Raw genomic sequence first — 12,785 nt, forward strand, 5'->3', positions numbered from 1 at the left:
TTCTTGGAATGACAGTTCACTGTTGAACTGTAAGTTCGACAATGCCTAAGCTTTTCACTTAGGAACGTGTCGCACCGACTTTCGGATAAATGATTAACTTTCCTCCGCCATAATTGCTACATATAATAGCAATTATAAATAAAATACTTAAATAACTGAGCGTGTACCAATCGCGTCTTTCCATTCTATACCGAATATATGTCGTACGCTTCGTTACACCAAATCCACGAGCTTGCATAGAATCTGCTGTTTGCAGTGCATCTTCTAATGAACAAATTAATAATACTTGCAATAGTTGCATACCATTTTTCACACGTTCCACAATGGAACCTGCATCTACCTGTACACCTTTCGTCTTTTGGACGAGTGTTATTTTCTGTAATCTTCTCATAAACAAAGGAACAAATCTCACTGTAATCATCGTTAACAATGCTACTTTCGGTGAAATTCTAGAAAACAAATATAAAAATTTATGACTTGAAATAATATCATTATACGAAGCAAACGTAAACATAATCGCAACTAGTAATAACCCCATTACTACTCCAAACATAATTGCCTCAAGTTTAATACGGCTATCACCTAACCAAAATAACGTAGTTCGGCCTCTATGTGTTAATAGCGAATTAAATAAAATGACCATAAAAAAGAAAACGATTGTGCTCGGTAACATCTTTCTTACCTTTTCGCTATTCCCTTGCATCACATTTAAAATAACAATTAATAGTATTGCTCCAATTAAAAAAAGAGGATGAAGACACATCATACATAGTATCATCACCCCGATATAATAGAAAAAATTCACAAAAGGATGTAAAGAAGAAAAACTTATTTTCATAGTCCTTTACCGAATGCCTTTCTTATTTTAATACAAACACCCACTCGATTGTATCGCCTGGTTTTACTGTAACTACACCTGCACTATGGTTTGGAAACGCACCGTTCACACGATATTTCCATCCACTAGTAGCGGTAATATCTTTTTCATATAAATCATTAATACCTTTTACATAAACTCCATCTTTAGAGCCCATTGCATCCACATCTAATCCTGTACGCTGCAATACTTTATAAACTGTATCGCCTTCTTGTACATCCACCTTTTTTGCACCTAATAAATATCCTTCATTACCTTTTACTGAGATCGTAACTTGTTTTGCTTTAGGTACTGGTACTGGATCTGGTTTTGGTTTTGGTGGTTCAGGAGTTGGTACTTGCGGAGTCGGTATCGTTTTCTCCTCTTTATTCGGATCAATCTTCTGCTCCTGCTTCGGTGTTTCTTTCGGTTGATTTACAACCTTCGCTTCTTCTTTTACTTCTGGTGCTTTCGGTTGTTGCTCTTGTTGTTTCTCTTCTTGTGCTTTTTGTTGTTCTGGTTGTTTATTAACAGCAGGCTGTTCCTGAGGTTTTTCTTCCTTCTTTACTTCCGGCTGTGCCTGCGGCTTTTCTTCTTTCGGCTTCTCTTCTACTTTTTGTTCTTGTTTCTCTTTCTGTTCGTCTTGCTTATTTTGCTCTTGTTCAGCTTGTTTTTCCTCCGGTTTTTCTTCCGGCTTCGCTTCATCTTTTTTCTCTTCTTGTTTTGCTACTTCTTCTTGCTTCGGTTCTACTTTCTTCTCAGGCTTTACCGCTGCCTCTTCACATCCGGCAAGTAGCCCAAGTGAAAGCAGTAAAGAAATAAACCATTTCATCTTACTCATGTTGCCTCTCACCTTTCATATTAAAAATTAGGAGCAAATGATTGCTCCTAATTTTTGTTAAGCTGCTTTACGTCTCCATAATACATATGCAGAAGCAATACATAATACACCCATACCTACTTCTGCCGCTGCACTATGAGAAGATGCTCCTGTTTTCGGTAATGTGCTACCGTTTCCGGATTTTTTATGTTTAACCGGTTCGTTATCCACAACAACTTTTAAAGTGTCATCTTTCGTTTCTTGTTGTACTTGTTTTTGTTCTTGTGGCTGTTCAATAACTTCTTTTTCCACTACAACATTTTCTGAATCTACATTTGGTTTTGGATTAATTTCAGTAACAGATTCAGTTGACCAGTCATAAATCGATTTTCCAAGGTCTTTAAACTGAAGTAAAGCTAATAATGCTTGCTCTGTTGCCATTCCGCTACCGGTTTGATCGCCTGGTAACCATTTAAATTCACCATTTGGAAGTTGATATGACAATAGATTTTGCACTGCCTTATGAAGACGGTTTTGATCTACATCTTTCACAAGGGATAATCCAATAATTGCTTGCGCAACACTATTAGAATTCTCTTGTCCATCAGCAGAGAAACCGCCATTTTCTAGTTGTTCATTATATAAGTATGCGACAGCCTTTTGCACAGCTGGTTTCACATCTTCACGGTCTTGATAAGGAGCTAATGCTGATAAAACCATACCTGTTACATCAACGCTACTCGCGCTGTCTTTACTGCTTGCACTATCATAAGTCCAGCCGCCATCCGTATGCTGCGCGTTTAAAAGTGCATCTACTAAAGCAACTCGATTCCATTTTGAATCTACTGGAATTTCATATTTTTTCGTATCAAATGCAAGTAAAGCAAATGTATAACCTGTAACAGAATTCACTTTATCTGATTCGTACAATTTTTGAACTAAATTATGTTCGCCTACCATTTTTGGGTCTGCATTCATTGCATTCATCATAATAATCGTTCTAGCTAAATCTGTCGCTGAAAAACGATTAACGCGCTTTTCTACCTTTTCAGTTACAGCCTTAACATAATTTAATTTCGCCTCGATTGGTATATTCTTTCCAGAACGAGAAAGACCTAGCGCTACCCAATCACTTTCAATTCCATCTTGTAACATCTTTTCAGACGTCTTAGAGATCGCGTCATTTACTTGTGCTGCTGGAATTTGAATGTTCTCTTGCTTTGGTTGTTCTGGTTTTTCTTGTTTTGGATCATCCGTCTTCGGTTCTTCTGGCTTTTCTTGTTTTGGATCATCCGTCTTTGGTTCTTCTGGTTTCTCTTGCTTTGGATCATCCGTCTTTGGTTCTTCTGGTTTTTCTTGTTTTGGATCATCTGTTTTTGGTTCTTCTACAGTTTTACAAGTACCAAATTTATCTAATGTTTGTTGTAATGTTTCTTGACTCATATTGTTCCAGTCTGAAACAAAGCGGAAAACAACAACATCTCCAGATTTTAATTTATAACTATCCGCTCCAACTTCTGCAGATTTATCATTTACATCATACAGCCAGCCACTTGTAGCCCCGGCCATTAGCCCATCAATGCCTTTTACATACGTTCCAAACGACATCGTTTCAGCTTCTACTTTGTCCCCCATGACTTTTTGTAGCAAGCTTAAAGCTGTTTCCCCATCTTTAATTTGCTCTTCTTTCGGACATAACATAATGCCCTTTTGTGATTCACCAATAATTGCAAGTTTTGCTGTATTTCCTTCAGCAAACGTAATATGTACTGTATTCGCAAAAGAAACAAATACAAGTGTAACTGCCATTAACGACGTAAGCAGCCATTTTTTTAATATTGCCATCCCAAAATTTCCTCCCTTACTACTATTCACACAAAAAAAGGCCCTTCAAGGGCGTGCAATTGACACTCTTTTTTTGTAAGTGTCGAACAAACTGTGCAACACCTCCTACCCGCATCATTCGCGGCTATATTTGTATAGGAAAAATAATTTTGTTCATGAACGTATCATTGTGATAACATTCACTTTTCTAGGCACAACTTACTTCCATTTAAGTTATCGTAAAACGATAAACCTATACATTCTGTTAATTTTAAATTTCTGTATTATTTTACTATTGACAAAGAATTTTGTCCATGCTTTATCGGATTTATTTTCTAAGAATAGTAACTTACTAACCTTTAACGATGCAAACTCTTTTCACTAATAATGACGCCATCTTCATCCACATACACATATTCATTCGGCTTCCATTCAACTTGCCCAAATTGCAATGAAATATTTCGTTCTCCTTTCCCTTCTTTTACACTTCTATTCGTCATTGTCCCTAACGCTAAAATACCTATATTTATATTCTTTAGTTCACTAGAATCACGAACGTATCCATATACAATAATTCCTGCTAGCTTTCTTTCCTCCGCAATAGCTGCCAAATTATCACCGAGTAACGCACAATTCGTAGACGCTCCCCCATCAACAACTAATACCGTTCCTTCTGGTAATGTTTGTAATCCTTCCTTCACTAGTACATTATCATCCTTCACTTTTACCGTTGCAATTTTCCCGTAGAATTTTTCTTTCTTCCCAAAAGACCGAAAAGATTGGCGACATATTTGTAATTTATTTTCAAACTCATCACATAGATCCGTAGTTTTCCACATCTTTTTCCCTCTTTTCTTTTTACTTTCTATTTAACATATTCTTGGATTATTTTCGTTTCCCTGTCTAATGTTGCAAGAATTTGTATGTGCGGGAAAAGGACAGAAAAACTATTGCCTTAATTGCCGTCATAAGGTAGGCTGAACGCTTTTGTTTCGCTCATAGTAATTTTTGAGGGCGAATGTTTGTTTCTTTTTGTCTTACGATATAATGTAGATAAGAAGGGAATAGATTGTAAGACAACGAAATTAGATAATGATTATCATTCCGCTACTTGATCCAAAAGGAATTTCGATGAAGAACATATTCTTGTTCCATTTCTTTCTAAATATTAATTTATCAAAAATAATTTTAATACCCCCTCTAAGAAAAGCGGTGAAAACAATGGCCAGAAAGAAAGCAGTGAAAGTATTACGTAAACAAAAGAAAAGAGAAAACATGCAACGCTTCACGCAGAAACAGAATATCGGACGAGCTTGCCTCACAGCTAAAGAATTTCGTTTACTTCAGCGCATGTCACATAGTTCAAAAGCATTGCGAAATGTTGGATTGTACACGATTAAACAAAGTTATTTGAACGATAATAAAATGGCTACTATAAAAGAAGTGGACACTGCCATGCAAGCCGACACCAACTACTGGGGCATGCAATCAAACTCTGTTCAAGCGATTCGTAGAACCTTATTTACAGAAGTGAAGAGCTTTTTTAAAGCATTGGAACAGTGGAAAAAAATCCTGAGAAGTTCACAGGTCGTCCGAAGTTCCCAAATTATTCTCGTTCCACCGACAAACGAATCGTTGAAATCTATCAAGTTCCAAAAGTAGATGATAATGGGTATTGGATGATTCCAATGAATGTGGCATTCAGAAAAAAATTCGGTTCTATTAAAATACGTATGCCGAAAAACTTAAAGAATAAAAAAATCTCCTACATTGAGATTGTACCGAAGCAAAAAGGTCGGTTCTTTGAGGTGCATTACACATATGAAATGCACGTTTCTCAAATGAAGAAACCATCCACGACTACGAGTAACGCTTTGAGTTGCGATTTAGGTGTAGATAGATTAGTAAGTTGCGTAACCAATACAGGTGATGCCTTCTTAATCGATGGAAAAAAACTAAAATCCATAAATCAATACTTCAACAAAATGATATGTAATCTAGGGCAGAAAAATATGGACAATGGAATTTCAAAACGTATTGTAACGAATAAAATGGCCGCACTTTGGCATAAACGAGAAAGACAAATAAACGGTTACATTGCACAAACAGTAGGTCTGTTGTTCAAAAAAGTGAAAGAATTCGATATAGATACGATTGTTATAGGGTATAACGCTGGTTGGAAACAAAACTCTCATATAGGGAAAAAGAATAATCAAAAGTTTGTGCAAATCCCATTTCAAAAATTGATGGCAGCAATTGAGAATAAATGTATAAAAGAAGGCATCCGATTTTTCAAACAAGAAGAAAGCTATACTTCAAAAGCTAGTTTTATTGATAAAGATCCGGTTCCGGTTTGGTCTAAGGATGATAAGACGCAGTATCGCTTTAGTGGCAAACGAATTACGCGTGGTCTGTACCAAAGTAAAGCAGGAACATGTATCCATGCTGATATTAATGGTGCCCTGAATACATTGCAAAAATCAAGAGTTGTACAATTGGATGACAATCTCAAAGTGAAAACGCCGATTCTATTAGAAGTACAAAAACGTAAGGCTGTTGCTTCGCGCATAGCTTAGTGGGTGCGTCAACCATCCATGTGTACGCGACTTGTCGGGGCTTGTAGCACACGCCTGATTCATCTGAGTGGTGGCTTCTTCCATAAGGGAGAACTGCTCTTTTTCGAAAGGGTGGTGCAAGTGGGAAAGCAATCGTTCGTTGCCAGTACCAACCAAAAACATACTTGGGGTGTTACCATAAGGTGGCATGAATGCTAGAGCGTCAACTGTCTAGCGATAGACGAAAAGACCTAGTGTTCTAACCCATGCCCCCACTGAAAGGCTTTATCTCAGTGGGGGGAGTTGACTTAGGGACTTATGCTGGTTTTAATGCTACTATTTTATCGCCCTCACCTTTAGGCATTTCACAAAAAATCGCGGAACTCCCAATGTTTTCAGGAATTGGTTTACGTACAGCAATCTATCTCTCTTTTTTACTTGCAACCATTCTATATATTAATTGGTACGTAAAACGCTTAAAAAATTCGAATAAAGGAAGCATACTCGGAGATAACTGGTTTCCAAGTAATGCTCTTTCAAGTGAAAAAGAAGCGCAGAAAACAGAAGTTCCTTGGACAATACGTCATAAATTAATTTTACTCGTTTCAGCTTTATCATTAATTGCATTTTTAATCGGCGCTTTTCGTCTACATTGGACAGACGCAGAAATGACTGCTACTTTTATTTTCATCGCAATTACAGCTGGAATAATAGGTGGTATGAAAGCAAACGATATCGCTTCTACTTTTCTAGCAGGCTGCCAAAATCTCATATACGGTGCTTTGATCGTCGGAATGGCTCGTTGTATTTCAGTCATTTTAGAACAAGGAAAATTACTTGATACAATTGTTAACCAACTCGCACAGTCTCTCGAAGGACAAAGCCCGGTATTTGGCGTAATCGGTATGTATGTAAGTAGTGCCGCATTACATTTCCTTATTTCATCCGGTACAGGTGAATCTGTTGTTTTTATTCCGTTATTAGCTCCGTTAGCTGATTTCATGCACATTACAGGCCAAGTTACAGTACAAGCTGTTATGCTCGGCGAAGGTGTAGTGAACTGCCTCAATCCAACTTCCGGTGTTTTAATGGGCGTTCTCGCAGCGAGCGGCATTTCTTACGGAAAATGGATTCGATTTATGGCTCCTCTTGCACTCATTTGGTTTATTATTGGACTTATTTTTCTTATTGTTGGGGTTAATATTGAGTGGGGACCGTATTAAAAACTATGACACTCTCTCCTTATTATTTCACCGTTATCTTATAGTAATGATAAAAAGGATTGATCATAATAATCAATCCTTTTCACTTTCATCTCTCAAAACTAAATTTCTGCATCTAATAAATTGTGCTCGTAGTCAAAAGAAGCATGGATTCTATGTCCTCCAAATAAATCTCCATCATTATATTCACAATATATATCATTTTCTCTCATTACAATGTCCATAAGCGTAATAGACTTCTCAAATGTTTCTTTCGTTATATCATACTCCCCTGCGTCTACAGCCTCCCAATTTAAATGTTTATCATTCTCATCATATTCAGACCAAAAATCATTTTTATACTCTATTAATTCTTCCGCTATAGCGACCTTAGCATTTTTATCAAATTCCTCTAAGCATATATAAAGCTTTTCTGCTCTTTTTATCATTTCATATACGTGTACATGCTCATTTCTAACATCCAATTCCCAATGTACTTTTCCTTCGTTTTGTTCATATGTATGAAAAGTTTCATTAAAGATAAACATTCCAATTCATTCACTTTTTATTGATTTTTCCATAATTTCATTTCCTTTCTATTCCCAAAAAAGAAACGGCTATATTTTAAGTAGTTATAGCCGTTGACTTTCATATTATATAAAAACTGCATTATGGAAAAAGTAAAGCTTTAATTGGATTGCAATATCCTATATTTCACCCCACTCTGCCGATAAAAAATGAAGATAGTATAATAACAAAAGCTCTCGTTCACAAATACAAAATTACGAAAAAACTGAAAAACCTATATACTAAACTAACCTAAAACGGTCAATGTTTTACAGGCAATTACTCTTCCTTCTAACCCCATTTTAAATTTTTATTTAACTATTAAAAAACTGAAACACAAGAACAGGCAATGGAGAAAATGCTGTCCATTGCCTGGGAATACATGAGATATGTGATGTATGACTTACTCGTAACTATTTAATTTTTATCTTTCGTATAGACGATGTAGCTAGGCTCATTATAAACCCACTCACTTGTACCAATTCTTAGCCAACCATTCTTTTCTTCGTATACTGTAGCTTTTTCACCTTTGCTTGCTTTTCTAACAACAGAGTAGCTAGATCCTGCTCCGCTGCGAACATTTACCCCAATACCATTTATTTCAACCGTACCAATTCCTTTTTGAACATTCCCAGTTTCAATAACTTGAAGCATGTTTAAAATGAATGCTGCAGTTTCACCACGAGTTGTTGTTCCTTTAGGGACATATAGGTTATCTCCCATACCTGTTACAATACCTAAGCCGTATAATCTTTGTACAGCTTCTTTATAGATAATTTGATCTTTATCTGTAAATGGTAAGTTTACCAATGGTCCATTTATTCCTTTGTACTGTAAAGCTTTATTTACAATAACCGCTGCTTCTTCTCTTGTAATAGGTGTGTTAGGGTCAAAATTACCGTCTCCTCTACCAGAAATGATGCCTGCACTTGCAGTACGTTTAATACCATCTCGTAAAGTTGAATTTACATCATTTAAATCTTTAAACGTCGCATCTCCAGCTGGAAGACTTAAAGAATTCGAGATTAATTGCGCAAACTCAGCTCTTGTTACAGATCTATTAGGCGCAAAAATGCCGTTTCCTTCTCCTACCATAATACCTCTTCTGTTCAAATCACGAATAGCCGATTCATACCAACCTCCTGTTATATCGTCTGTCGGTTGATAAAATTTATTATAATATCCTTCAACGCCATTTACGAATGGTACCCATTGTCCACTATTAATCAACATATCGGGACAGTTTTTACCACTCCATTTTTGATGTTTTACGATGTTGTTTAATGGTACACCCGTTTCTTTCATTAAATAAGCTGTAAGTTTCTTAGCGTTATCGACTGCCTTATTGTAGTCACCATCACTATTAACTGCAATTTCAATTGCAATAGATTCTCTATTACCCGCCCCATCACCATCTCCTGCGTGCCATCCATTCTCGTTTAATGGTAAGTGTTGATAAATTTCTTTATCATCTACTGTAAAGTGCCATGATGCAGCTCGGTCTGTTTCCCCTACTGCTTGGTTATACAAGTATTGAGCGTGGCTTTTAGCTCCTGCTCCTACGCTTTTATTATCAGTTTCATGAATTGTAATATACTTTGGAATCATATGATTTTGAGGGCGAATATTCTCGTTACCTGCTGGAACAATCCATTCCGTGAATGGAACCCCGTTTATCGTACTAGAAACTGTAGGTGCTGAGAAAACAAGACTACGCTTTGTTCTACCTGAATGGTGAGGAACAGTTAATGTACCCGTTTCTTCATAAATACCTTCTGAACTTTGAAGACTGTCCACTTTCTTATTATTGACAGTACCTCCACCGCGTCCATCTACCCCTTCAAAACTTTCTTCAATACTTTTTAAAACTTGTTCTTCTGATACTTGAAGTTGATCTGTCCCGCTTTGTTCCTGAATACTTATAGATTGATGGTTATTTACAGATGGCTGTTCTTCTGCGAACGATACCATCGATGAAGATAATACCGTTAGTCCTGCTGTTAATGCTACTACTTTTTTATTCAATCTAATACTCATATTTAATTTAGTATATCTCGCTATTTTAATAGATATACCTTCCTCCTCACACTTCTTCTAATGTACATCCTAATAGTTACATAACACCTTCATTTTTCATTACATATAATCAATCGAAATCTATACATTCTCCCAGATAAATCAATATGTAAGAACATTTCAAACAATTATAAAAGAAAATGATAGAAACTATACATGACATTTTACTTCATATGTCGTTCTTTTTCTATGAAATTCACATTTTTTAATCTTTATTATAAATTAAAAAGAAAAATTTCTTATGATAGGTTCTTTCAAGAATCATTGTGATGAGGGTGTAGCGGCTTCTGTAATAGAGTTAGTTGAAGAATGCTGTTTCCTTCGTGGGATTGAAACGACAATTACAAAAAAGCCCGATTGGTGTAGGATTCATAGGTACCCACACCAATCAGGCTTTTACAAGCAGTTACTCTTCCTTCTAACTTCCTCGCTTTCGCAGATTTTTAAGGTGGATGTCTTACTGCCAGCATACTGCGAGATAAAATACGTATCCATCCAATTCGCAATTATTTCTTCCAGCTCTGGATGAAGTGGCTTTCTCGCCCCTTCTTCGTAATTCTTTTTAAACTCTAAAGCTTTAAAATCTCCCTCAAAACTTTTCAAACTATGATCCATATCTTTTATTACATGTACCTCAGAATCCCCCTTCACATAATCACCAATTCGCTTCGCTTTTTCAGGGTCAGCCTGAATATCTTTATCACCAGCGATAGCTAGCACTGGACATGTTACTTGTTGTAAGTCTTTATAAATGTCATGCTGAAAATGCTCTCTAAACCATTTTGCGTTCATCGGTTTAAAACCAACTTTAATCGTATCTTTTTCTGTATTCATCATTTTCTCTTTTATTTTTTCCATCTGCTTTTCTCCACGTTTCTCCACCTTGAGAAGGCGCATTAGTTTTCCCTTTATTCCTTTTTGTTCTTTTAATTCTTTATAAGCAATTTCTCTTTGTCTTTTCGTAGCCTCTTCTAATGATTCCGCAGCTCCTGTAAGAAGGATAAGCCCATTAACTGGTGTTCTTGCGTTTACTACAGTTGCCAACATACATCCTTCACTATGACCAGTCAAAATGATATTTTCTGGATCAACAAATGATTGTTCTTTTAAATACGTAATCGTAGACTCTATATCACTAACTAAATCCCACATTCCAGTCTTCAGAAATTCTCCGTCACTCTTTCCTACTCCGCGTTTATCAAAGCGGAGCGTCACTACCCCAAGTCTCGCCATTACATGCGCTAAATCTTTATATATGTTCGCCTCAAGCTTTAGCGATACGATCGTTCCATCACGATCAATCTCTCCAGATCCCGCGATAATGACAACAGCCGCATACTTCCCATCAGCTTTTGGTTTAGTGAGTGTACCTTGCAAAGTAAACTCACTATTGATCGCTACTTCATATTCATCAAAAGTCATCATTTTGTCCCCCTATTCTTTTATATCCAATTTAAATTTCAAACTCGCTATTATATTTTTGTACTCTCTTTCATCTTTTATCGGAGTGAAAACTGGATTCTCTGCAATACTTTGTAACATGCTTCGCTTTATAATCTCTTCATTTCTAACTGTTTTAGCGCCGAGTGGAAACTCTGCAAACCATCCGTCAATCGCATCAAAATAGGAATCGCCATGTAAATGCAGACTATTTACTGTGAAGCTTGCCGCACAAACTGCTGCATATTTCCGTAACATTTCTAATGCTCTTTCAAAATTGCCTTGCATACAATATACTTGCGCAGCAGCATAGTATACTTTTAAAGTCATATTAGGATGTAATGTTTCTATTTCATATATGTCTATTAACATAAAAGCTCTATTCAAAATCACCTCTACTTTTTCAACGCTTGAGGCATTTACTACTACATAATTCGGTATTGTCGCAACGAGTTGTATTAAATGTTGGTACATACTAATTTGCATTATTTCATTCGCCTTTTTAGTATTTCCAAGCATTTGATACGCCTGTGCGATTAAATCTTCCTCTGGAACGTTAGGACGTATCGTTCCGCCAAACAATTGCAATACTTCATTCGGTTTATTGAGTATAAGATAGCAAGTTGCTTGAAACGATACCGCCTCTTTTACAAGAGAAACATCATCACTTTCTTCCTGAACCCTGCTAAAGAGAGACATTGCTTCTTCTAACATTTCAATTCTTTTATCCGTGTCCTCCGTTAACATGTGATGATTAATAAAAAGTATTCCTATTTGAATTAATAATGGAAAACAAGCATAATATTTTTTTATGATTTTCCTGCACTCCATCATTACTTCATCAAATGGTTTTTCACTAAAAGCTTCCGCTAGTCTATGATATAAATTTTTAATATCTTCCTGTTCCATTTGCGGTGTATAACTGATTAGTTCATCTATACTTATGTTAAAGTACGATGCTAGCAGTGGTAAAAATGTAATGTCTGGATAACTCTGCCCCGTCTCCCATTTGGAAACAGACGCCTTCGTAATACCGATATACGCCGCTAACTCTTCCTGCGTAATCCCCTTTTCTTTTCTCTTATCCGCAATTATTTTATGAATGTTTATCTCCTTCACATCATCACCTCATACTTTTATTATATGCTTTTATTTCACACAAAATATGGATTTGAAGTCGACTTTCGTTAACAAAATCAACTGTTAGGAAACATGTCTCTAAAATCAAAGGCAGGGACATATTTGATATGTCCCTGCCTTTTTATTGTGGGGTACCGATACATAGCCATCTAGCTAAGATTTTGAAGTACTGCAAAATCAAACATTTCATCTCACCATAGTTTTCTATGAGATTCCAGTGAACAGCTTATTTAGTCGGGTAAGCGGGGGGCATCGCTGCCCCCAACTCCCCTCAGAACCGTACGTGACAGTTTCCCATCATACGG

7 protein-coding genes and 3 pseudogenes are annotated in these 12,785 nt (G+C 36.4%); 2 read left to right on the forward strand and 8 right to left on the reverse strand.

From position 1 onward, the window contains the following. Positions 1-76 precede the first annotated feature (76 nt). The 4 genes and pseudogenes from PDQ33_RS26325 to rraA all read right to left on the reverse strand — a co-directional run. Positions 77-838 (reverse strand): annotated as a pseudogene (locus PDQ33_RS26325) (energy-coupling factor transporter transmembrane component T); the annotation flags it as partial. A 22-nt stretch (positions 839-860) separates the two neighbouring features. Beyond that, positions 861-1,697: a DUF4430 domain-containing protein gene (locus tag PDQ33_RS26330; protein ID WP_061130526.1), complete on the reverse strand. Its 837-nt coding sequence runs from the start codon at positions 1,695-1,697 to the stop codon at positions 861-863. Between the two features lie 57 nt (positions 1,698-1,754). Beyond that, a complete protein-coding gene (locus tag PDQ33_RS26335; RefSeq protein WP_061130525.1) occupies positions 1,755-3,521 on the reverse strand; it encodes a DUF4430 domain-containing protein in 1,767 nt (588 codons plus the stop codon). Positions 3,522-3,859: 338 nt separating this feature from the next. Then, positions 3,860-4,339, reverse strand: coding sequence for a ribonuclease E activity regulator RraA (gene rraA, locus PDQ33_RS26340; RefSeq protein ID WP_270787886.1), 480 nt, complete (start codon positions 4,337-4,339; stop codon positions 3,860-3,862). A 382-nt stretch (positions 4,340-4,721) separates the two neighbouring features. On the opposite strand from rraA, the pseudogene PDQ33_RS26345 reads away from it, so the two are divergent. Together PDQ33_RS26345 and PDQ33_RS26350 are read left to right on the forward strand one after the other, a co-directional pair. After that, positions 4,722-6,076, forward strand: a pseudogene (locus PDQ33_RS26345) (RNA-guided endonuclease TnpB family protein). 281 nt (positions 6,077-6,357) lie between these two features. Further along, positions 6,358-7,278: pseudogene (locus PDQ33_RS26350) on the forward strand (Na+/H+ antiporter NhaC family protein); the annotation flags it as partial. 101 nt (positions 7,279-7,379) lie between these two features. Here PDQ33_RS26350 and PDQ33_RS26355 read toward each other — a convergent pair. From PDQ33_RS26355 to PDQ33_RS26370, 4 genes are all read right to left on the reverse strand, one after another. Next, the gene (locus PDQ33_RS26355) at positions 7,380-7,805 is read right to left on the reverse strand and encodes a DUF2262 domain-containing protein (RefSeq protein WP_061130524.1); all 426 of its coding nucleotides are present in this window, start codon (positions 7,803-7,805) and stop codon (positions 7,380-7,382) included. A 436-nt stretch (positions 7,806-8,241) separates the two neighbouring features. Then, on the reverse strand, positions 8,242-9,861 hold the full coding sequence (locus PDQ33_RS26360) for an S-layer homology domain-containing protein (protein WP_061130523.1): 1,620 nt from the start codon (positions 9,859-9,861) through the stop codon (positions 8,242-8,244). Between the two features lie 435 nt (positions 9,862-10,296). Beyond that, a complete protein-coding gene (locus PDQ33_RS26365; RefSeq protein WP_270756877.1) occupies positions 10,297-11,325 on the reverse strand; it encodes an alpha/beta hydrolase family protein in 1,029 nt (342 codons plus the stop codon). Between the two features lie 9 nt (positions 11,326-11,334). Then, positions 11,335-12,459 carry a helix-turn-helix domain-containing protein gene (locus PDQ33_RS26370; protein ID WP_270756879.1) on the reverse strand — a complete coding sequence of 375 codons (1,125 nt, stop codon included), beginning with the start codon at positions 12,457-12,459 and terminating at the stop codon, positions 11,335-11,337. Positions 12,460-12,785: the final 326 nt, after the last annotated feature.

The organism is Bacillus cereus group sp. Bc031 (assembly GCF_027716265.1).
Lineage (GTDB): Bacteria > Bacillota > Bacilli > Bacillales > Bacillaceae_G > Bacillus_A > Bacillus_A paranthracis.